Annotated in this window: 20 protein-coding genes and 1 pseudogene; 11 read left to right on the forward strand and 10 right to left on the reverse strand. The window is 70.5% G+C overall.

Annotation, left to right across the window (positions count from 1 at the left end; all coding sequences use genetic code 11):
• The coding region (locus AC5JOC_RS09975; RefSeq protein ID WP_494246372.1) for an aldo/keto reductase at positions 1-827 on the reverse strand (827 nt) is incomplete at its 3' end.
• 86 nt (positions 828-913) lie between these two features.
• Here AC5JOC_RS09975 and AC5JOC_RS09980 point away from each other — a divergent pair.
• Positions 914-1,789 (forward strand): helix-turn-helix transcriptional regulator, encoded by an 876-nt coding sequence (locus tag AC5JOC_RS09980; protein WP_494246373.1) that lies wholly within the window; start codon positions 914-916, stop codon positions 1,787-1,789.
• A gap of 52 nt (positions 1,790-1,841) precedes the next feature.
• Here the strand turns inward: AC5JOC_RS09980 and AC5JOC_RS09985 are convergent, their stop codons facing one another.
• Together AC5JOC_RS09985 and AC5JOC_RS09990 are read right to left on the reverse strand one after the other, a co-directional pair.
• Complete coding sequence (locus tag AC5JOC_RS09985; protein ID WP_494246374.1) at positions 1,842-2,075, reverse strand: hypothetical protein; 234 nt, start codon at positions 2,073-2,075, stop codon at positions 1,842-1,844.
• A 34-nt stretch (positions 2,076-2,109) separates the two neighbouring features.
• The gene (locus tag AC5JOC_RS09990) at positions 2,110-3,582 is read right to left on the reverse strand and encodes a PHP domain-containing protein (RefSeq protein ID WP_494246375.1); all 1,473 of its coding nucleotides are present in this window, start codon (positions 3,580-3,582) and stop codon (positions 2,110-2,112) included.
• Positions 3,583-3,760: 178 nt separating this feature from the next.
• Here AC5JOC_RS09990 and AC5JOC_RS09995 point away from each other — a divergent pair, with 178 nt between their 5' ends.
• The gene (locus tag AC5JOC_RS09995; protein ID WP_494246376.1) at positions 3,761-4,492 is read left to right on the forward strand and encodes a hypothetical protein; all 732 of its coding nucleotides are present in this window, start codon (positions 3,761-3,763) and stop codon (positions 4,490-4,492) included.
• 36 nt (positions 4,493-4,528) lie between these two features.
• Here the strand turns inward: AC5JOC_RS09995 and AC5JOC_RS10000 are convergent, their stop codons facing one another.
• The 5 genes from AC5JOC_RS10000 to AC5JOC_RS10020 form a co-directional block, all read right to left on the reverse strand.
• The gene (locus AC5JOC_RS10000) at positions 4,529-6,430 is read right to left on the reverse strand and encodes an ABC transporter ATP-binding protein (protein ID WP_494246377.1); all 1,902 of its coding nucleotides are present in this window, start codon (positions 6,428-6,430) and stop codon (positions 4,529-4,531) included.
• A gap of 129 nt (positions 6,431-6,559) precedes the next feature.
• Complete coding sequence (locus AC5JOC_RS10005; protein WP_079705792.1) at positions 6,560-6,784, reverse strand: hypothetical protein; 225 nt, start codon at positions 6,782-6,784, stop codon at positions 6,560-6,562.
• Between the two features lie 109 nt (positions 6,785-6,893).
• The gene (locus AC5JOC_RS10010) at positions 6,894-7,946 is read right to left on the reverse strand and encodes a FecCD family ABC transporter permease (protein ID WP_426736821.1); all 1,053 of its coding nucleotides are present in this window, start codon (positions 7,944-7,946) and stop codon (positions 6,894-6,896) included.
• On the reverse strand, positions 7,943-8,950 hold the full coding sequence (locus AC5JOC_RS10015) for an iron chelate uptake ABC transporter family permease subunit (protein WP_494246378.1): 1,008 nt from the start codon (positions 8,948-8,950) through the stop codon (positions 7,943-7,945). The genes AC5JOC_RS10010 and AC5JOC_RS10015 overlap by 4 nt, the downstream gene beginning before the upstream one ends.
• Before the next feature lie 7 nt (positions 8,951-8,957).
• Positions 8,958-10,025, reverse strand: a complete 1,068-nt coding sequence (locus tag AC5JOC_RS10020; RefSeq protein WP_274499838.1) for an ABC transporter substrate-binding protein — start codon at positions 10,023-10,025, stop codon at positions 8,958-8,960.
• Between the two features lie 111 nt (positions 10,026-10,136).
• Here AC5JOC_RS10020 and AC5JOC_RS10025 point away from each other — a divergent pair, with 111 nt between their 5' ends.
• Together AC5JOC_RS10025 and AC5JOC_RS10030 are read left to right on the forward strand one after the other, a co-directional pair.
• Positions 10,137-10,955 (forward strand): helix-turn-helix domain-containing protein, encoded by an 819-nt coding sequence (locus tag AC5JOC_RS10025; protein ID WP_494246379.1) that lies wholly within the window; start codon positions 10,137-10,139, stop codon positions 10,953-10,955.
• A gap of 92 nt (positions 10,956-11,047) precedes the next feature.
• Positions 11,048-11,374 carry a hypothetical protein gene (locus AC5JOC_RS10030; protein WP_124769234.1) on the forward strand — a complete coding sequence of 109 codons (327 nt, stop codon included), beginning with the start codon at positions 11,048-11,050 and terminating at the stop codon, positions 11,372-11,374.
• 94 nt (positions 11,375-11,468) lie between these two features.
• Here AC5JOC_RS10030 and AC5JOC_RS10035 read toward each other — a convergent pair whose 3' ends face one another.
• Together AC5JOC_RS10035 and AC5JOC_RS10040 are read right to left on the reverse strand one after the other, a co-directional pair.
• Complete coding sequence (locus AC5JOC_RS10035) at positions 11,469-13,544, reverse strand: bifunctional copper resistance protein CopD/cytochrome c oxidase assembly protein (protein WP_494246380.1); 2,076 nt, start codon at positions 13,542-13,544, stop codon at positions 11,469-11,471.
• Between the two features lie 245 nt (positions 13,545-13,789).
• Positions 13,790-14,407, reverse strand: a complete 618-nt coding sequence (locus tag AC5JOC_RS10040; RefSeq protein WP_124769236.1) for a hypothetical protein — start codon at positions 14,405-14,407, stop codon at positions 13,790-13,792.
• A 193-nt stretch (positions 14,408-14,600) separates the two neighbouring features.
• Here AC5JOC_RS10040 and AC5JOC_RS10045 point away from each other — a divergent pair, with 193 nt between their 5' ends.
• The 7 genes and pseudogenes from AC5JOC_RS10045 (at position 14,601) to AC5JOC_RS10075 (ending at position 20,819) form a co-directional block, all read left to right on the forward strand.
• On the forward strand, positions 14,601-14,951 hold the full coding sequence (locus AC5JOC_RS10045; protein WP_494246381.1) for a WcbI family polysaccharide biosynthesis putative acetyltransferase: 351 nt from the start codon (positions 14,601-14,603) through the stop codon (positions 14,949-14,951).
• Positions 14,952-14,962: 11 nt separating this feature from the next.
• Positions 14,963-15,721 (forward strand): annotated as a pseudogene (locus tag AC5JOC_RS10050) (WcbI family polysaccharide biosynthesis putative acetyltransferase); the annotation flags it as partial.
• 97 nt (positions 15,722-15,818) lie between these two features.
• Entirely contained in the window at positions 15,819-16,496 is a 678-nt protein-coding gene (locus AC5JOC_RS10055; protein ID WP_494246382.1) for a glycosyltransferase family 2 protein, read from the forward strand.
• Between the two features lie 82 nt (positions 16,497-16,578).
• Positions 16,579-16,842 carry a hypothetical protein gene (locus AC5JOC_RS10060; RefSeq protein ID WP_494246383.1) on the forward strand — a complete coding sequence of 88 codons (264 nt, stop codon included), beginning with the start codon at positions 16,579-16,581 and terminating at the stop codon, positions 16,840-16,842.
• Positions 16,843-16,978: 136 nt separating this feature from the next.
• Complete coding sequence (locus tag AC5JOC_RS10065; protein WP_079706295.1) at positions 16,979-17,878, forward strand: SDR family oxidoreductase; 900 nt, start codon at positions 16,979-16,981, stop codon at positions 17,876-17,878.
• A complete protein-coding gene (locus AC5JOC_RS10070; RefSeq protein ID WP_494246384.1) occupies positions 17,875-19,275 on the forward strand; it encodes an alpha/beta hydrolase in 1,401 nt (466 codons plus the stop codon). The genes AC5JOC_RS10065 and AC5JOC_RS10070 overlap by 4 nt, the downstream gene beginning before the upstream one ends.
• On the forward strand, positions 19,272-20,819 hold the full coding sequence (locus tag AC5JOC_RS10075) for a GMC family oxidoreductase (RefSeq protein ID WP_494246385.1): 1,548 nt from the start codon (positions 19,272-19,274) through the stop codon (positions 20,817-20,819). The genes AC5JOC_RS10070 and AC5JOC_RS10075 overlap by 4 nt, the downstream gene beginning before the upstream one ends.
• The last annotated feature ends 33 nt before the right edge of the window (positions 20,820-20,852 follow it).

Below are 20,852 nucleotides of genomic sequence, written 5' to 3' on the forward strand. Positions count from 1 at the left end.
GGCTCGGGGCCGCCGCGGACGCCGGTCTCGAGGGCGTCGATCTGCGCGAGCTCGTCATCGGTGAGGGCGAAGTCGAACACGTCGAGGTTCTCCGCGATGCGCTCGGGCTTGGTGGACTTCGGGATGACCTGGCGGCCCTGCTGGATGTGCCAGCGGAGCATCACCTGAGCGGCCGACTTGCCGTACCGCTCACCGATGCCGAGGATGACGGGTTCGTCGAAGCTCCGTCGCGCAGCGTCGCGGTAGGACGTGATGCCGCCGATCGGTGACCACGCCTGGGTGAGGATGCCGTGCTCAGTACCGAACGCCTGGACCTCGCGCTGCTGGAAGTACGGGTGGACCTCGATCTGGTTGACCGCGGGCACGACGCTCGTCGCGTCGAGGAGGCGGGTCAGGTGATCGACCATGAAGTTGCTCACGCCGATCGCCCGGACCTTGCCGTCGGCGAGGAGCTGTTCGAGGGCCCGGTACGCACCGATGGTCTGCTCGAACTCGCTCGGGAGAGCCTGGTGGAGGATGAGCAGGTCGAGCTGTTCGACACCCAACTTGCCGGCGCTCTTGGTGAAGGAGTGCAACGTCTCGTCGTAGCCGTAGTCGCTGATCCAGATCTTCGTCTCGATGAAGACCTCGGAACGGTCGAGGCCGGATGAGGCGATCGCGTCACCGACCCCGCGCTCGTTCGCGTAGGCGGCCGCGGTGTCGATGTGGCGGTAGCCGGCTTGCAGGGCGGCGGTGACCGCGGCGGTGGTCTCATCCGGCGGGGTCTGGAAGACGCCGAGCCCGAGAGCGGGGATGACGACGCCGTTGTTCAGAGTGAAAGTGTCCATACGTCGACGCTACGAGCACGGCCCAGCGGGGTGGGAGTTAAGGACGGTACCTCCCACGAGCGATCGCGGCGACGTACCGTTACAGGGTGGACATCACAGCGCAGGTGCAGCAGTTCCTGACCAGTCGACGTGCGAAACTCACGCCGCACGACGCTGGGCTCCCGGACCTGGGCGGCCAGCGGCGCGTCGCGGGGCTTCGCCGCGAGGAGGTCGCGATGCTCTCCGGTGTCAGCGTCGACTACTACGTCCGGCTCGAACGCGGCAACCTCGCCGGCGTCTCCGAGAGCGTCCTCGAAGCGCTGTCACGCGCCCTGCAACTCGACGAGGCCGAGCACGCCCACCTGCTCGATCTTGCTCACGCCGCGAACGCCTCCCCGGTCGCACGCCGAAGAACACCTGCGAACCGGGTCCGCCCGACGATCCAACGACTCCTCGACAGCATGGGTGCCCCCGCCGTCATCAGGAACGGACGATCCGACATGCTCGCCACCAACACGCTCGGACGGGCACTGTACGCACCGATGTTCATCGACCCGGCCGGGACGCCGAACTCCGCGCGGTTCACGTTCCTCGACCCTCGCTCGAAGGACTTCTACCCCGACTGGGACCGCCTTGCTTCCGACCTCGTCGCCTCACTTCGCGGTGAAGCCGGCCGACGGCCCTATGACAAACGGCTCACCGATCTGATCGGCGAACTGTCCACCCGGAGCGAAGACTTCCGGGTCCGCTGGGCCGCGCACGACGTCCACGCCCACCGCGCCGGTAAGAAACGCATCCACCACCCCGTCATCGGCGACATCGAACTCACCTTCGAAGCCATGGACCTCACCGCCGACGATGGCCTCTCACTCGTCGCTTACGGCGCGGAACCGGACTCATCCTCGGAACAGGCGCTCGCACTGCTCGCGAGCTGGGCGGCCACCCAAACGAACTCCAGACGTACTGATGCGAGGACAACCTGACGACATGTGTGGACGGATCCGGGTCGCTGGCACGGACCGGGCCCGACCCGGCTCAGCTCACGCTGATGAAGATCGGATTCGTGTACAGCCAGGTGTCGGCCCAGGGGTCGGCTGGGGAGACCGGGTACGGCTGGGGTGCCCGCGGGTCGACCTCGGCGCCGAGCGGACCGACCCCGTGCACCTGGCCATCGCTGCCGCGAAGGCGGACGTAGCCGTCCTCAGTGGCCGGCGCGAGCGGCACCACGACACGGAACGGGGAGTCGCTGCGGTCGGCGACGTCGAGCATCTCGACGACTCGGGTGCCTGGTGCGCGCTGTTCGTCACGGTCGGCGACGAGCCCGGTGACGCGCCCGCGGATCAGGTCGAGGTGCGCGAGTCTCGGCGTCGTGCCCCGCGAGGTCGGCGTCGTCGTGGGCGTGACGTCGACCACGAGCTCGAGGGCTGTGCCGCTTTCGACGGTGAGGGTCCCACCCAAGGTGACGCCGGTCTCCGGCTGGTCGGTGGCACGGAGCACGACGGAGAGCCCGGCGACGAGGTGCCCGTGGTCGACCCAGACACGGCCGGCGCGGATCGCGTCGAGCAGGGAGACGGACGACCGGTCGACGGCCCCGACGTGCGTCCGACTGAACTCGCCCGGCCAGAAGTCGGCGCCGTTCTGGGGCGTGGCCGTGGCGATCGGGTCGGGCCGACGGCCGGCGCGGTTGAAGTTCGCGAGCGTCGCCCCGGACTTCCCAGCCCGGCCCCGTCGGGAAGTCGCCGACGCGTGTCGCGTCGGACTCCTTGAGGTGCAGATCGCTGTTCGTGGTGATCCACCAGCGCCTTCCCTCGCTCAGGAGCGAGTCCCATACGCCGCCGACGACGGCCGTGGTCCAGTCGAAGCCGCCGTGCGTCAGATAGGCCTCCGCGGGGTAGCCGGGGAAGGAGAACTCGCTGGGGGTGTTCTCGTACTCGCCACGCCGTGAGCGTTCGGTCGCGTTCGCTGCGATCGCTCCGGCCTGGGCGCCGGGAGCGCCCTCCATGCCGACGAACACCTCGGGGTCGGCGTCCTGCCAGGCACGGAGCTCGCCGGGCGAGTCGATGCCGAGGCGGCTCGGGTGGTTCGCCAGGACGATCACGTCGTCGATGACGCCTGCACGCTTCTGGGCGCCGAGCCAGGCGATCCCGTCGGTCGCGTGCACGAGCCACTCGGCGGCGTCTTCGGTGCCGGGGCGCGGTTTCTCCCATCCGTTGAGCTTGCCGTCGTGGTCGAGCTCGAAGCGGCGCAACACGAGGGTCGTCTGGGGCCCGGGCGCGATCAGCACGGTCGCGTGCTCGGCTCCCGGGATGTACCACTCGAGCCCCTGGAGCACGAGCATGTCGGGGCGAGCCGCCCGCGCGGTGTCGATCTCGCGTGCCGCGTTGAACACCCCGCCGACGTTGGCATGCCCCTTGTTGCTGTGCTCGGTGAAGGCGATCGCGTCGACCGCGAAACGTTGCGCCTGGTCGAGGATCGTCGTCATCGGGTACTTGGCGTCGTGCGAGTAGACCGAGTGCACGTGGTGGTCGAACACCAGCCAGGAGAGCGCGTCCGGGTCGACGACTGCCGACGCGGACGGCAGCGGCGCGGCCTGGGCAGAAGCCGCGCTCCCGAGCCCCTGGGCGGTCGCTCCCACTGCGACCGTCGCAGCGACGGAAGCCCCCAGGAAGGACCGGCGGGAGAGGCCGGGCCGGGCCGATGCGCCCCGCTTCACCTCGGGCACGGAGGATGAGCCACCGGTTGGCGCGGGCTGCTCGAGGCGGGGATCGAAGGGCATGGCATCACTTTCATCGGACGGACGCGCCGATCGTAGGCAGCGGAGGTGAACCTCGGCCCAACGGCCGGTGCCATGAGTGACGCCCCGCGTTCACGACCCATTCACCTGCGTGGGCGATAGTCCTGGCGTCACCGGGTATCCCCGTCCCGGAGGCCCACCGCACCCACCAAAGGTCCCGATGTCTTCCACCGTTCGCGTCATCCACCGTTCTCCGCTCCGTGCCGCAGGGCGCACCCTGCTCGTCACGGCAGCGCTCAGCGCCAGCGCGGTGCTCTGCCTCGCCGGCGCTGGTGCTGCCGTCGCCGCCTCGGCGCCGGCACCGCTCACGCTGCGCGACACCGCCGGCGCCGCGGTCACGTCAGGTGACGCGCGCGCCGTCCCGTCGTTCGGCTCCGCGGTGCTCGCCGCGGGCTGCCCAGCCGATGCGGACGACGCCGCCCGACTCTCCGTGACGGCGGGAGGGGTCACCGTCGTCACGTCTCCGACCGTCACGGTGGCCGCCGGGCAGCCGGTCGAGGTGCCGATGGCCATCTCGTTCCAGGAGGTCGTGGACGGCGGCGTCGAACAGGGAGATGCGACCCTCGCGCTCGAGTGCCTCGTTCTCGAGTCAGGCATCCCGTCGTCGGTGGTCACGGCGGCGACCCTGCCCGTCACGTTCGCCGCGGGAACCTGGTCCGTTCCCGGCGCTCAAGTCGAGCCGGTCCCTCCGACGGCCACTCCGACCGCTGGCCCGCCCTCGGGAGGTCCTGGAGCAGGGGCGATCGCGTCGCCGAGCCCGTCGGCCGCAGCACGACCCTCCGCTGACGGAGACCTGGCGCTGACGGGCTGGCAGCTCGGCGGGGCCGGCGTCGTCGCCGCCGGCCTGCTCGCGGGCGGAGCCGCCCTGCTCCTGCGCAGGCGTCTCCGGTAACCCATCGGCCCGGAGGCTGCGAGGGGGCGACCGCGGTCAGGTCCCGCTCGGTGTCTCCTCATCCGCTGCCAGGTTCTTCTGGACGGCGAACTGCGTCCGGTGCAACTCTTCGTACCGCCCGCCGGAAGCCAGCAGCTCGTCGTGCGTGCCCCGCTCCACGATCGAGCCGTCCTCGACCACGAGGATCAGATCCGCGCTGCGGATGGTCGAGAGCCGGTGCGCGATGACCATCGCCGTCCGGCCCTCGAGGGCCTCGCTGAGCGCCGCCTGCACCGCCGCCTCCGAGGTCGAGTCCAGTGCCGCTGTCGCCTCATCGAGGATGACGACGCGCGGCTGGGCGAGGAGCAGCCGCGCGATGGTCATCCGTTGGCGCTCACCACCGGAGAGTCGGTAGCCACGCTCGCCCACCATGGTGTCCAGCTGGTCCGGCAGGGACCGGATGAGCGGTTCGAGCCGCGCGCGGCGGACGGCGTCCCACACCTCGTCCTCGGACGCCTCCGGACGTGCGAGACGCAGATTGGAGCGGATGGTCTCATGGAACAGGTGACCGTCCTGCGTCACCATGCCCAGGGTGTGCCGCATGGAGGCGAAGGCGACATCGCGGACGTCCGTCCCCGCGAGACGCACGGCGCCCTCGTCGACGTCATACAGCCGCGACAGCAGCTGCGCGATCGTGGACTTACCCGCTCCTGACGAGCCGACGAGGGCGACGGTCTGCCCCGGTTCGATCCGGAAGGAGACGCCGTGCAGCACCTCCTCGCCGCCTCGGGTGTCCAGCGTCGAGACCTCTTCCAGCGAGGCGAGGGACACCTTGTCCGCCGACGGGTAGGCGAAGTGGACGTCGTCGAACTCGACGGACACCGGACCCTCGGGGACGGTGACGGCGTCGGGCTTCTCCCGGATGAGCGGTTCGAGGTCGAGCACCTCGAACACGCGCTCGAAGCTGACCACCGCGCTCATGATCTCCACCCGGGCGTTCGCGAGGCCGGTCAGCGGCGCGTAGAGGCGGGTGAGCAGGAGCGCCAGGGTGACCACCTCACCGGTGTCCAGTTGCCCGGCGAGTGCGAGGAAGCCGCCGAGGCCGTACACGAGGGCGAGCGCGAGGGCGGAGACGAGCATCAGCGCGGTGAAGAAGACGAACTGCAGCATCGCCGTCCGGACGCCGATGTCGCGGACGCGGGCGGCACGGACGCGGAACTCCTCAGCCTCCTGATCCGGTCGACCGAACAGCTTGACGAGCGTGGCACCGGGCGCTGAGAACCGTTCGGTCATCTGCGTGCTCATGGCCGAGTTGTGGTCGGCGGCTTCGCGACGCAGCGCGGCGAGACGGCTACCCATGCGGCGCGCGGGTACCAGGAAGATGGGGAGCATCACCACGGCGAGGACCGTCACGAGCCAGGACGTGCTGAGCATGACGATCAGCGTGAGGATCAGGGCCACGAGGTTCGTGATCACGCCGGACAGCGTGCCGCTGAAGGCCTGCTGCGCGCCGATCACGTCGTTGTTGAGGCGGCTCACGAGCGCGCCCGTCCTGGTGCGGGTGAAGAACGCGATCGGCATCTGCTGCACATGGTTGAAGACGGCCGTGCGGAGGTCCAGGATCACGCCTTCGCCGATTCGCGCCGAATACCATCGCGTCACGAGCGACACGGCGGCGTCCGCCACGGCCACGAGGGCGATGACGACGGCGAGCCGGACGATCGTGGCCACCTCGCCCCGGGCGACGATGACGTCGACCACCTGGCCGGCGAGCACCGGCGTCGCGACTGCGAGGAACGCTCCCGCGACGGAGAGGGCGATGAAGACCAGCAACTTGGACCGGTAGGGCACCGCGAACGTCATGATGCGCCGCACGGACTCACGGGAGATGCCGTGCTTGCCGTCCTTGGCGGTCGAGATCTTGTACAGCGAGCTCCAGGCCGCGCTCTCCATGCTCATTGCGACTCCTCACGCCCCGCTGCGCATGAGCACGTCCCCGACCCCGGTCACGACCCGGGTGGCGACGCGAACGCAGACCTGCGAGAGCGTATCAGCCTCGCCGTTCCCGACCTGAACGCTCTGGCGTCGTCAGCGTTCGGCGCGCAGGGCCGTCCACATCACGACGAAGGCGGCGGCGATGCCGAGCACGCTTCCGGCGAGCCCGACGATCATGGCGGGATGGCCGGTGTCGGCGAGGCCGATCGAGCAGGCGACCACACCGACGCCGGACGCCATCAGCGCGACGAAGCTGAAGGCGGCGAGGATGAAGCGCTTCGTGGTCCGGGTGGGATCGGGGGCGGGAGGGAGCGACATCGTGTCTCGTTTCCGCCGTCGCGTGGGCTGCGTCGGCTCTTCGGCATCAGGCTAGAGGGCCGCCGATCGATGCGGTGAGGGGGTATCCCCGGTCCTCACGACAGAACGGTCACGAGCGTCTCCGGATCTCGTGGACGAGGAGCCAGACGAGGTAACCGCCACCCACGATCACGGTGACGACCCCCACCGGCAGTGACGTCGGCAGCAGGTGCTGCGCGACGATGTCGGATGCCAGCAGCACGAGCGCCCCGAGCAGAGCCGACGGCACCAGTGCGATGCCGGCGGTGCGGGTGATCCGCTGCGCGATCTGCGGGGCGGCGAGGGCGACGAACGCGATGGGTCCGGCCGCGCCCGTGACGACAGCCGTGAGCGCGACGGCGCACGCCACGAGACCGAGCCGCGAACGTTCGACCCGCGATCCGAGGGCCTTCGCCGCGTCGTCGCCGAGCTCGAGCTGTCGGAGTGATCCGCCGAGCGGACCGAGGGCGATGGCGATGGCGATGATCACGACAGCGGCGGGGACGAGCTGCGCCCAACCGACGCTGTTCAGCGAGCCAGCACCCCACACGGTGGCGAGCATCGCGACTTCGAGCTTCGCCCGCAGTACGAGGTAGGAGCTGAGCGCTTCGAGCATGGCCGAGACACCGATGCCCACGACGATGAGACGGAAGCCCTGGACGCCTCGACGGTAGCTGAGGAGGTAGACCAGCGCTGTGGCGATCAGCCCGCCACCGATGGCGCCGCCCGCGACGGCTGCCGACCCGGCGCCCGCGCCGATCACGATGATCACGATGAGACCGCCCGCGTACGACCCAGCGGTCAACCCGATGATGTCGGGGCTCGCGAGCGGGTTCCGGGTGAGGGACTGGAAGATCGCACCGGAGAGCCCGAGGGCTCCTCCGAACAGGAGGGCGGCGAGGACCCGTGGGAGGCGCCATTCGAGCACCACCGTCTGCACCAGGGTGCTCGGTCCGCCGAGGAACGCCGACGCCACCTCGTCGACCGACAGCGGCAGATCGCCGAGACACAGCGCGAGCAACGCCAGGGCCAAGAGGACCACGCAGAACACCCCGCACACGACGATCGTGCGCAGCCGGACACGGAGGGAGAGCGAGCGCCGCCGCCACACGACCGCGCGCGGTCCCGTCTCGACCCCGGTCACAGTGCGCTCGCCTTCGCGCGCCGCACGAGGTGGATCAGCACGGGCGCACCGATGAACGCGGTGACGATCCCGACCGGGACGTCACTCGGCCAGAGGATCACGCGACCGATCACGTCGGAGGTGAGCAGCACGGCCGGCGCGATCAGGATCGAGTACGCCACGATCCACCGCTGGTCGGGGCCGACGATCCAGCGCGCGATGTGGGGCACCATGAGGCCCACGAAGCCGACCGGTCCGGCGATCGCGGTCGCCGCACCCGCCAGCAGGGTGATCGCCACGACGGCGAGCACGCGCGTGCGCACGAGGCGCGTGCCGAGTGAGGAGGCGAGATCCTCGCCCAGCGCCAGGGCGTTCAGCGACCTCGCACTGAACAGCGCGATGACGACGCCCGCGAGGACGAAGGGGAGTGCGGGCAGGATGACGTCGAAGCCGCGTTCAACGAAGGACCCGGCGTTCCAGCCGCGGAGCTGCCTGAAGGTGACCGGATCGAGGAGCATCATCGCGGTCGTGACGCCGCTGAGCACAGCGGCAAGGGCGACGCCGGCGAGGGTCAGCCGGACAGGATCCGCGCCACCACGTCCCGCCGAGCCGATCAGGTAGACCAGGGCGGTCACGATCAGGGCTCCCAGGAACGCGAACGGGAGGTACTGCACAGGTGTGCGAGCGCCGAGCAGGACACCGATCGCGACGAAGAGCGCCGCGCCCGCGTCGACGCCGAGGATGCCCGGATCGCCGAGGGGATTGCGGGTGAGGCCCTGGATGAGAGCGCCCGAGACGCCGAGCCCCACACCGACGACGAGTCCGGCCACGGTGCGGGGGATCCGCAGATCGAGGACGACCAGATCGGTGACGGAGCCGTCGGGCCTCGTGAGTGCCTGCCAGACGTCCGTCGGGCCCACGGGGTGGGACCCCACGAGGACGCTGAGCAGGATCGCGGTCGCGAGTGCCGCGACCGCGATCCCGAGCCCCAGCGAACGGCGCCCGCGAGGGGTGCGGGAGGTCACCGACGGGTCAGCCGTCGACGCTCTGTGGAGCTGTGCCGGCGACGGCGTCCACCAGGCGCGGCACCAACTGCTCGAGGACGTACTTCTGGCTGAGTGGGGTGAGGAAGTAGATCGCGCCAGCGAGCTCGCCGTCGGTGAAGACCGCGTGCCCGCCGGTCACGGCGTCGAGGCTCGAGGTGGTGCCGAATCCCAGCACCTCCTGGACGGCATCCGCTGACTCCGTGGCGAAGACGATCACGTCAGCATCGATGACGCCGACGTTCTCCGCGGCGATCTGCGCCTGTCCGCCCTCGCTCGGGACGTACTGCTGCAACCCGGGCGTGATCGTGAACCCGAGATCCGTCAGGAAGTCGGTGTTGAGGCCGTCGGGGTAGACCCACAGGTTGCCGTCCCACGGCCCACCCTGCGAGAAGGTCGCCGTGAGGCCCGCGAACTCCGGGTGCGCTGCTGCGGCCGCCGCGTAGGCCTCGTCGACGCCGGTGATGAGCGCCTCGCCTTCCGCCGACCGACCCACGGCCTGGGCGACCATCCTGGTCTGGTCCCGCCAGTCCGCGAAGTAGAGCCCCGCGCCCTCCTCATTGGTCACGGTCGGCGCGATCTCCGCGAGCTTCCCGTAGTTCTCCTCGGTCATGCCGGCGTTCGTCCCGATGATCAGGTCCGGCCGCAGTGACGCGATCTTCTCGTACTCGAACCCGTCGGTCGTGGTGAGGACGGTCGGCTCGGCATCGCCCAGGAGGTCCGTCGCCCACGGCCACACCGCATACGGCTGCTCGCCGTACCATTCCGTCGTCGCGATCGGTGTGACACCGAGTTCGAGGAGGATGTCCTGCTCGGTCAGGCCGACCACGACGATCCGCTGCGGTTCCGACGGGATGACCGTCTCGCCGTACTCGTGCTCGATCGTCACCGGGAACGAGTCGCTCGGCTCGGTCGTGTAGTTCGGGTTCTCGGCGGTCGTCGAGGCGGCGCTCGAGCAGGCGGAGAGTGCGACTCCGACGAGGGCGAGCGCGCTCATCGCGGCAAGGAGGCGAGCGGCCCTCGCGCTCGGGGCGCGGTGGAGCTTCGGAACGATCATGGGGTCCTTCATCGGTTCGGCTGGCGGGATGACGACAGTCAGGTTAGCCTTGCCTAATCGCTTCGCGCTATCGCGCTGAGTGGACAGGACTTGTCGAATGGAGACAGCTGGATGTCTGGTCGCGATCACTCGGACGGCGGAATCAAGCTTGTCGGCCCGCTGGATGCCGCCGAGAGGACATCGGGGGAATTCCGGGTTTCCCGCTCGCGGGTCGACGCGACGACACGGTTCGACGAGCACTCCCATCGCGAAGACCAACTCGCGTGGATGAGCTCCGGCTCGATGGAGGTGTCGGTCCTCGGCGATCGACGGCGACTGCGGCGAGAGCACCTCGCTTGGATCCCCGCGGGGATGGTGCACGAGATGAGCTTCAGCGAACCCGGAGAGCTCATCAGCGTCTACGCCGACCCGGAACTGCGCCCACAGGGCGGCCGTTGGAACGGTGCACGGACCGTCCGGGTCGACGACCTCTCGGGAGCGCTGCTGGCGCACCTGCTCGACGCCGACCCGACCGAGCGCCGTCGATGGCGGTGCTGGACGCTCCTGATCGACCTGCTCTCGGCTGCGGCTCGCGACGATGAGGCGTTGGCCATGCCCCGTGAACCGCGTGCGCGTGCCATCGCGTCGGCCCTGATGGCGGACCCCGCCGACCCGCGCGGACTCGACGATTGGGCGTCGGCGGCGGGCGTCAGCTCGAAGACGATCGGACGGGCGTTCGTGGACGGCACGGGATGCACCTTCCGCGAGTGGCGGGTCCGCGTGCGCCTGCATGCTGCCGCGGGCATGCTCGGACGGGGTGCCGCAGTGCAGGACGTCGCACCCGCGGTCGGCTACGAGTCGGTGAGCAGCTTCATCGGGGCGTTCCGGACCCGGTTCTCCGTGACCCCCGCCGTCTACGCCGCGAGGAGCCGCTCGGCGGAGGTCAACTGATGCGATGACGGATGCGGATTCAGGCGACCTGGGGAGAGCGACCGTCTCCGTTGGTCTGGCCGACGCCTCGGCTTCCGCTCTAGGGTGGCCGTATGGCCCACCCGCACGCACGGCGGGCGACCACTCGGACACGTCTCGTCCTCCGGGTGATCGCCGGTGTCGTCGCCGCCGCGGCCGCGATCGTGTTCCTGCTGGCGATCTGGATGGTGGTGTCGAGCCGGTTCGGCTGGGACGACCGCGACCTCCACGGGTACAGCCTGCTCTTCGGCACCCCGATCGCACTCTTCGCCGGTCTGGTCGTGGCGGTCTCGCTGCCGCTGGCTGTGCCGCCGGAGCACCGGAGCCGTACGCGGGCCGTGACCCTGGGAGTGCTTGCGGCGACCGTCGTGCTGCTCGTCATCGCGGTCGTCACCGCCTGATTCCGCCCAGCGCGACCCCTCCCGACGGCGTCTCAGCGTTCAACCGGCTCCGGGGGTGGGCCGTCGGCGTCGCGTCGGGTCGGTGCGTGTGTGGTCACGGGTGGTCCTTTCGTGAGGCCTGGTCGTGGTCGTTGATGCGTGCGAGGCGGGCGTTGTAGTCGGTGAGTTCTGCGTCCCCGTCGCGTTCTGCTCGGCGGTCGTAGCGTTTCGCGGCACGTTCGTCACTCCGCACCCACTGGGAGACGACGATGAGGGCGACGAGGACGGCGGGGATCTCGCCGACGCTCCACGCGATACCGCCGCCGACCGCTTGATCGGCGAGGAGCGCTGCGGTGTCCGTGTAGCCGAGCGCGGTCCACCACCCTTCCGCGAGCACGGTGGCGCTGGACATGATCGCGAGTCCGAAGAAGGCGTGGAAGGCGAGTGTCGCGAGCAGCAGGATGATCCGGAACGGATAGGCCGGGCGGTTCGGGCCCGGGTCGATGCCGATGAGGACCCAGAAGAACAGGTACCCGGTGGCGAGGAAGTGCACCGTCATCAGGATGTGACCCTGGTGGGCGAGCATCGCCCATTCGAACCAACCGGTGTAGTAGAACACCACCAGACTCCCGGCGAAGAGCACTCCTGCGACGGCCGGTTTCGACAGCAGCCGCAGGTACCGCGAGTGCACGACGGCGAGGATCCACTCCCGGAGGCCTCGGCCTCCGTCGGTGCGACTGGGCAGGGTTCGCAGTGCGAGGAGGATCGGGCCGCCCAGGACGAGCAGCGGCGGCACGATCATCATGAGCGCCATGTGCTGCAGCATGTGCGTGCTGAAGTGGATCTGCCCGTACACGGCGAGGCCACCGCTGGTCGCGTACAACAGCGCCGCGCAGCCGGCCAGCCAAGCGATCAGGCGGACCACGGGCCAGGCGTCGCCGCGGCGCCGGAGCGTACGGAACGCCCACAGGTACCAGGCCGCACCGACCACGGCGAGGCCGGCCCACATCCAGTCGACGTGCCACTCGGTGAACATCCGCAGCGGGGTCACCTCCGGCGGGTAGGCGAACCCGAGGAGCCGACGGCGGACGTCGTCGGCGACCGGCTCCTGCGACACCGGCGGTTGGCTGCGCGACAACGCGACCGAGACGCCCATCGTGACCGCCATGACGACGACCTCGACGACCGCGAGCCGGATGAACGTCGACCGCTTCCCGGGTTCGGCCTGCAGCCGGGGGATGAGCCGGAGCCGGTGCCACACGCCGGCGAGTCCGAGCAGCACGAGCGCGACGGTCTTCGCGACCAGGAGCAGCCCATACGGGGTGAGGAGGTCCATCGGGCCCGCGAGGCGCAGCGAGGCGTTCACGACGCCCGAGAAGGCGACCGCACCGAACGCCCAACCGGCGAGCACCGAGTAGCGTGCGACGACCGCGCCGATCTGATCGCCGACCTTCCGACGGAGCAGGATCACGGCCACGAGACCGCCGACCCAGGCGGTGACGCCGATGAGGTGGATCGCGAGCGAGTTGACCGCGTTGCCGTGCTCGTCGGAGCCTGCAGCATGACCCGACAGGGACAGCGGAAGTAGCGCGAAGACGGCGATCGCGTTCGCGGCCGCGATCCACGCCAGACGTCGGGCGAGGAGCACGATGCAGAACACCACCAGCACGCACGCGAGCGAGAACACCAGGGTCTGCCCGAGCTCCAACTCCGTCGCGTAGAACAGGAAGGTCTTCGCGAACGTCGGCGAGGACACCGGCACGCCGATGGAGTTCGCCGCGGTGAACACCAGCACCGCGATCCCCGCCGCGAGCCAGACGGAGGCCGCCCAGGCCGCCCAGCGGATCGCCTTCGACTGCGAGAACGAGACGACACCCGGGAGGATCCGCTGCCCTGGCAGCAGGAAGGTCGCCGCGATGAGCAGGCCGATCGTGACCGACGCGGCGGCATCGTGGACGACCCTCGCGACCGGCAGACCGCGAGTGACGATCACCCCCGGATCCGACAGCAGCGTGCCGGTCGTGAACGCACCGGTGAACTGCAGCGCGGAGAGCGCCACGACGACCGCCACCGGCAACGCGGCCAGCATGACGGCTTCAGGTGCACGGATCGGCACGAGGACGGGCGACTGGCCTCGCTGACCGCTCGGATCGGCTTCGGGCGCATTCGACGGAATGGTTGTTTCTGCCACAGGAGGTGGCTCCTTCCCCGCGGGCTCGAGTGGACGAACCCAGCGGCACAGCTCACCCGGTGAGCCCGCGATCGCACCCGAACGGGCGCCGGGGCAGGACCGAGCGGCGGAAATGGTGGCACTCCGCCGGTGCACGGCGCATCGGGACGACGCTGGTTCGAGCGTCGTCGTCGAGGAAGCGTCCTATGCGCACGCAGCGGTGACCGTCGACCGAGCGTGCAGCTCGGCGAGGTCGTGCCGTGATCTCAGAGGAAGGACAGCGCCGGAGGCCCGCGCAAGGCGGTCGTCTCCGGATACACGCCGAGTGGGCGCAGGATCGGCACGTCACGCTGCGGCAGCACCCGGGCGGGCAGCACTGGCGACGCCAGAGCTGCGAGGACCGCGGGCACCAGTCGTGCGAGGACGAACTCCGTGATGGCTGCGGCCGTCGACAGCAGCGTCTCGGCTCGGTGGAGCGCGGCGATGGTCACGAGGCCGGCGACGAGGTGGGCGAACCACATGCCGGCACCGCCGTGCCCGTCGTGCATCATCGGCATCGACGACGTGTCGAGGATCACCGGTGATCCGTGGGAGAGGTGTCCGCTCGGCGTCGCCGTCGAGGTGGTGCCCTGGGCGGTGCCGAGGACGAAGAGCGTGTGGAACAGGACCTGACTCACCGCGACGGAGACTGACAGACGGACGATCGACAGCCGCCTGCCCGCGAGCAGGACGCAGACGAGGGTCGAGAACACGAGTGGCACGACGAGGCCGAGGGCGCCGGGCATGGACCCGCCGCCGGCGACGTGCGACAGGAGCGCGACGAAGATCGAGAACGCCGCTGCGACCACACCACGAAGGGCGCGGGTCGAGCGGGCGGACGACATCTGCCCATTCTTGCAGACCGTCACCGCCGTCATGAGTCTGCTCGCGTTCCGTGCCGCCAGGCGTGCCGCGCCAGCCCCGATTGAGTGCGATGCTGACGCGCATGTCCGGCGCTGATGGCAGACCGCCGGCGTCCCGGCGCAACCCCGATGCGGCAGGACCACGCCACGCACGGCGACGGTATACCGTCGACGCATGAGCCACACCCTGGAACCGGGCACGACCGCTGCGCCCGCCGGGTCGCCGGTGGAGGCACGCCGCAGGCACTACGCGGAGTTCTACGGCCTCGCACCGTTGCCGACGGACTTCGGGGTGGTGCTCGGCAACTGCCAGGCTGAATCCCTGCGCACCGTGATGGATGCACCGGACCGCAGGTTCGTGCGGGTGCCTGCCGTGCATGAGATGACCCCCGAGGACGCGGAGCGGCTGCACGAAGTGGTGCGGCGCCGCGCACACCGTGGTGTCGCAACCCGTTCGGGACGATTACCACGATCTGCCGCTCGGCACGCGTCAGGTGGCAGCCTCCACGCAGCGGCCGCGTGCTGACGGTGACTCCGGTGCGGTTCGGGGGCTTGCATCCGTTCCAGGCCGCCGTCCGGGTCCCCGGCGTCGAGGAGAACCCGCCGATCGTGGCGTACCACGACGTCCGGACGCTCGCGGCCGCTGCAGGTCTGCCCGTCGCGTCCGCGCTCCAGCCGGACGCCGTGCGCGCGATCGGCCGAGCCTCCGTCGAGGAACTGCGGCGACGCGAGGCCGCGACCGACGTGCCGGTGTCCGACCTCTTCGACTCGGTCACCGCCGACCACGCACGCACCGTCAACCACCCGGGGAACGCGATCTGGCTGCCGCTCGGCGCCCGCGTCCTCGAGACCCTGGGGGCCCCTGGTGGCGTCACCGACCCCGGACGCCCCCTGCTCAACGCGGTGCGCGCGCCCATCGCACCCGAGGTCGTCGACGCCTGGTCGTTGACGGACGAGCCCCGCGACCACTGGATCCTCGAGGGCGTCGAGGTCGACGATGCGGAGGTGCGCGCCGCCCACACCGATTGGTATGCGTCCCACCCCGAGTTCGTCGTCGCTGCCGTCGACCGGCTCGCGGCCCTCTCTGACCGTCTGGCGCGACGCGTGACCGGGAGTGTGCAGCCGTGGGTCGTCGGCAACCGGTGGGACACGCTCGACGACGTCCATCCTGATCCGCTGCCACGCGTCTCGGTGATCGTCGCGCACTACGACCAGCCCGGTGAGCTGCTCCGGACCCTGCACGCCCTCGCCGCGCAGGACTACCCGCGTCACCTCCTGGAGGTGATCGTCGCCGACGACGGATCCCCGGGTGACGTGTCGGTGCCGGACGAACGTGATCCTCGTCCGGCAGGAGGACCAGGGGTTCCGGCTTGCCGCCGTCCGCAACCTGGGCGTGCGGGCGAGCAGTGGCGAGGTGTTGTGCTTCCTCGATGCCGACACGGTCCCCGAGCCGGGGTACGTGCGCGCGCTCACGCGGCTGCCCGCCCTGCTGCCCGAGGCGGTCACGGTGGGGCGGCGTCGCCACGCCGACTTCAGCGGGGTCGCCCCGGAGACACCGGTCGCCGAGGCGGCCGCCGGCCGTGAGCTCGCCGAACCGGCGTGGCTCGCCGAGGAGTACGCGCGCAGTCGGGATCTGCGCGACGCGGACGACCGTTCCTATCGATTCATGATCGGCGCGGTCATCGCCTGCTCGCGGAGCCTGTTCGACGAGGTCGGCGGATTCGACGAGTCCTTCACCTCGTACGGCGGTGAGGACTGGGAGTGGGCGCACCGCATGTGGCAGGCGGGAGCGGTCCTCGCCCATGTCCCGAACGCGGTGGCCTGGCACGACGGCCCCGAGTGGGGGGAGCGTGACGGTTCAGGCCTGGACCGCGCGAACGCCCAGACCATGCGGCTCCTCTCGTCGATCCCCGTGTCGGGGTCCGCGCCGCGGGCGCTGTGGTCGGACGCGGTCGATCTCGTCGTGCGGCTGCGGGGCGCCCACACGGCGGCCGCTCGGTTCGTCGCGGCGGACTCGCTGTTCACCGCCTTCCCGCAGGCTCGGTTCGTCCTCGACGGACGGGGGAGCTGAGGAGCTCGGGGGAGACCCGCGCGTCCTCGACGAAGCAGCCGGAGTCGACGCCCGAGTGACGTGGGAGCTCGACCGTCCGATCGTGATCCTCGACCCGACGTGGATCGTCGATCTCGTCGACCGCCTCGGCACCGGAGACGTGGGCACCGTCGAGCTCGTCGACACGGACGGCGCGTCGCTCGGCCGCCTGCGATCCCGGCGGGCCACGCGGCGTGAGGAACGCTGGGGCAGTCCCGATGCCTTCGAGACGCAGCAGCTCGTCGCCGACGGCGTCCACCAGCTCCGGCCTGATCCCCGGGTGGCGGCCTGGGTCGGCGGCTGGGGCGGACCCTCGTCGTTCTGCTGACCCGATCGGCGACGACGCGCTCCACGCATGGATCACGCGGCCCGAACGCCGCGCCCTCCATCGGACGTCTGCACCACCGGACGCGCTGAGTGCAACCCCACCGGTTCCGGCCTGTGTCTCGTTTAGCGTGGTCGTCATGTCTCCGCGCGACCAGTACGACCTGACCAACCCCGTGACCCAGTACGACCGGGTCGAGCCCCCGCTGCAGCACCAGCCGGAGCCGGGCGTGCAGGCCAGGATGACCCCCGTTCCCGACCTCGGTGAAGCGAGCTACCGGGGCAGCGGACGGCTGACCGGTCGGAAGGCGCTCATCACGGGCGGCGACTCCGGGATCGGTGCGGCCACGGCGATCGCGTTCGCCCGCGAAGGCGCGGACGTGGTCATCGCCCACCTCCCGGGTGAGGAGGAGGACGCCGAGCACGTGCTGTCGCTCATCGCCGACGCAGGACGCCGGGGCAAGGCGATCGTCGCCGACATCTCGCACGCCGACCAGTGCCGTCGGCTCGTCGCGGAGGCCGCGGACTTCCTCGGAGGCCTGGACGTCCTCGTCAACAACGCGGGCAAGCAGATCGCGGTCGACCGGGTGGAAGACCTCAGCGACGAGCAGTTCGAGGAGACCTTCCGGACGAACGTGTTCGCGAACTTCTGGATCACCAAGGCGGCGCTCGAGCACCTGGGCGAGGGCGCGAGCATCGTGAACACGGCGTCGCTCGAGGCGTACAAGCCGTCACCCGACCGGCTCGACTACGCGGCGACGAAGGCCGCGATCAACAACCTCTCGAAGGGGCTCGCGCTGCAGCTCGCCTCGCGCGGGATCCGCGTGAACGTGGTTGCTCCCGGCCCCGTGTGGACAGCGTTGCAGGTCTCCGACGGCGTCTCCGACGAGCAGATGCAGGCCTTCGACGACGAGAACACGTACCAGCGTGCCGGACAGCCGGCTGAGCTCGCGCCGGCGTACGTCTACCTCGCCTCAGCGGAGTCCGGTTACGTCTCCGGGGCGACGCTGAACGTCAACGGCGGCATGGTCACCCCGTGACCGCGGCTGCGTGCACGGTCTTCTTCCTCCCAGGGCTCGGGCTCGACGCCGCCGCGGTCGCACCCGTGGCTCGCGAACTCGACGCTCGGTTCCGGGTGATCGCCGTCGAGCTGCCCGGCCAAGGTGACACGGCCGACGCGCCGGACGGCTCCGTCGAGTCGCAGGTCGACGCTGCCCTCGCCGTGATCGCGGAGCAGGCCGACGGCGGACCCTGGATGCTGTGCGCCCACAGCATGGGCGGCAAGGTCGCCGCCGGGATCGCCGCCCGGGTCCGCGACGGCGACGTCCCCGTGTTCGGGCTCCTCGGCGTCGTGCTCCTGGCACCGTCACCGCCCACGCCCGAGCCGATGCCTGACGCCAAGCGCCACCAGATGCTCAGCTGGATCGAGGACGGGCCCATCGCCGAGCCGGACGCGCAGACCTTCGTCGACGACAACGTGGGTGCATCCCTTCCGGCCGAGCTACAGGCCGCCGCCGTGGCGTCCGTGCAGGCCATGTCGCCCGTCGCGTGGCGCCGCTGGCTCGAGCAGGGCAGCGAGGAGGACATCGCGTCCTCCGTCGGCAAGCTCGACCTCCCGTGCATCGTGCTCGCCGGAGATCAGGACGAGGCGCTCGGAGCCGCAGTGCAGCCCGAGCTGCTCTCGGACGTCTACCCCCGTGCACGATTCGTGTCGCTCGCAGGAGCCGGACATCTGCTCTCGTACGAGCGTCCGGTCACGGTCGCGCGCGCGCTCACCGAGTTCTGGGACGAGATCGTCGCACACAGCGCCATCGTCCCAGCCGAGTGGGGGCTCGTCATCGCGTCCCTGCGGACCACGCCGCGGGTGCGCAGCGCGCTGGCACGACGCGCCTTGCCGGACGACCCCCGGTATCGGCCCCGCGTGCTGAGCGCGGAACAGCTGGACCTGCTCCGAGCTATCGCCGATCGCCTGGTTCCGCAACCGGCGGGTGGGCGGATCGACCTCGCCGCGCGGGTCGACGCCGACCTCGCAGCCGGTGGTGGCGACGGATGGCGGCCGGTCGGAGGACTCACGGACGACGAGGCCTACCGCGCCGGGCTGGATGACCTCCGAACCGCTTGGACGGACTCGGCCGATGACCAGGATGCGTTGATCAGCGCCGTGATCGAGGGCCGGGGCGTTCCAGGGGGCGCCATCGACGCGGACGATCTGCGGCGCTGGTTCGAGGACTTGCGCGTGGACGTCACGCGGGAGTGGCTCATCCACCCCGCATCGTTGGCCCGGGTCGGGTACGACGGGTTCGCGACCGGCGCAGAAGACGTCGACTTCGCCGGTTACCGCGAGCTCGGTGCCGACACCCGAGATGGCTGGGAGCCCTCCGACCTCGGCGCCGCGCCCGCCCCCACAGCCGCACAGCAGCAGGAGGACGCAGCGTGAACCTGGACGCGATGAAGACCTACGACCTCGACGACAGCGTCGACGTCGTGGTGGTCGGTACCGGTGCGGGTGGCGCACCACTGCTCGCGCGACTCGCTGAGGCGGGGCTGCGCGTCGTCGCGCTCGAGGCCGGGCCGAATCACGACCCCGCGGAGTCCACGCCGGACGAGGTCGACGCGACGACGATCAACTGGATGTCCAGCCGGTTCAGCGGCGGGGACGCTCCGACGGCGTTCGGTCCGAACAACAGCGGCTTCGGCGTCGGCGGTGGCACCGTCCACTGGGGCGCGTTCACGCCCCGACCGGACGCCCGTGACCTGCGTCTGCGCAGCGAGACCGGCCTCGGCCGTGACTGGCCCGTCGATCATGCGGAGTTCACCCGCTACGTCGAAGAGGTCGAGGCGACCATCGGTGTCTCCGGGCCGACGCCGTATCCGTGGGACCCGGCGCGCACGTACCTGTACGCGCCGCCGAAGCGCAACGCCCCGGCGGACCTCATGGCGAAGGGCGCTGAGTCGCTCGGCATCCGAGCGACCGACGCACCCGCCGCGATCATCACCCGCGACCGCGATCAGCCGCACCACGGCCTGCGACGCGCCACGACCAACGTCGGCTCGATCCACCAGGGCGAGCGCCACGGTGCGAAGGCGACGACCGCCATCACGTACCTGCCTGCTGCGGTCGCGGCGGGAGCGGAGATCAGGCCGGACGCCGTCGTGCACACCATCGAGCGTGATGCCCGCGGTCGGGTGACGGGCGTCGTCTATCGCCAGGACGGCGTCGACAAGCGGCAGCGCTGCGAGGTGCTCGTGTTGGCCGGCGGCGGGGTGGAGACCCCTCGGCTCCTGCTGCACAACGACCTCGCGAACGCCAGCGGTCAGGTCGGCCGGAACTTCCTCGCCCATGGTGCGGTGCAGGTGTGGGGACGGTTCGACGAGCAGATCCGCGGCTACCGCGGCTACCCGTCGGCGCTCATCACCGAGGACTTCGTCCGCCCTGACGGTGCTGACTTCGCCGGAGGGTATCTGCTCCAGAGCCTCGGCGTCATGCCGTTCAACTATGCGACCACCCTCGTGCGCGGCGGCGGTCTCTGGGGCACCGAGCTCGTCGACGAGCTCGACGCGTCACGGTACAACGCCGGCATCGGGATGAACGCCGAGTGTCTGCCCGCCGACGGCAATCGGCTCGAACTCTCGTCGGAGGAGGACGAGTGGGGTCTGCCGCGTGCGACCATCTCGTTCTCGCCCGGCGACAACGAGCGGGCCATCGACCGCCACGCCATCCGCACGATGACGGACATCCTCACGGCGGCCGGTGCGCGGAGTACCAGGGTGCTGGCGCGCACGGCACACACGCTCGGCACGTGCCGGATGAGCGACGATCCGAGTGACGGCGTGGTCGACGGAGAGGGTCGATCGCACGACATCGACAACCTGTGGATCTGCGACAACTCCACGTTCCCGAGCGCGCTCTCCGCGAACCCGGGCCTCGCGCAGATGGCGTTGTCGCTGCGCACGGCCGACCGGATGCTCGCGGCCTGGTGACGGCGGCGCCGCCGGCCGTCGAGCAAGGATGGG

This window comes from Plantibacter sp. (genome assembly GCF_059073635.1).

Bases quoted from the DNA above. Each gene is read 5' to 3' on its own strand.
- AC5JOC_RS09985 (WP_494246374.1), bottom strand. From the start codon at position 2,075: ATGCTCGACGTCGCCGACCGCAGCGACTCCCCGTTCCGTGTCGTGGTG.
- AC5JOC_RS09990 (WP_494246375.1), bottom strand. From the start codon at position 3,582: ATGCCCTTCGATCCCCGCCTCGAGCAGCCCGCGCCAACCGGTGGCTCA.
- AC5JOC_RS09995 (WP_494246376.1), top strand. From the start codon at position 3,761: ATGTCTTCCACCGTTCGCGTCATCCACCGTTCTCCGCTCCGTGCCGCA.
- AC5JOC_RS10000 (WP_494246377.1), bottom strand. From the start codon at position 6,430: ATGAGCATGGAGAGCGCGGCCTGGAGCTCGCTGTACAAGATCTCGACC.
- AC5JOC_RS10005 (WP_079705792.1), bottom strand. From the start codon at position 6,784: ATGTCGCTCCCTCCCGCCCCCGATCCCACCCGGACCACGAAGCGCTTC.
- AC5JOC_RS10020 (WP_274499838.1), bottom strand. From the start codon at position 10,025: ATGATCGTTCCGAAGCTCCACCGCGCCCCGAGCGCGAGGGCCGCTCGC.
- AC5JOC_RS10025 (WP_494246379.1), top strand. From the start codon at position 10,137: ATGTCTGGTCGCGATCACTCGGACGGCGGAATCAAGCTTGTCGGCCCG.
- AC5JOC_RS10030 (WP_124769234.1), top strand. From the start codon at position 11,048: ATGGCCCACCCGCACGCACGGCGGGCGACCACTCGGACACGTCTCGTC.
- AC5JOC_RS10040 (WP_124769236.1), bottom strand. From the start codon at position 14,407: ATGTCGTCCGCCCGCTCGACCCGCGCCCTTCGTGGTGTGGTCGCAGCG.
- AC5JOC_RS10045 (WP_494246381.1), top strand. From the start codon at position 14,601: ATGAGCCACACCCTGGAACCGGGCACGACCGCTGCGCCCGCCGGGTCG.
- AC5JOC_RS10065 (WP_079706295.1), top strand. From the start codon at position 16,979: ATGTCTCCGCGCGACCAGTACGACCTGACCAACCCCGTGACCCAGTAC.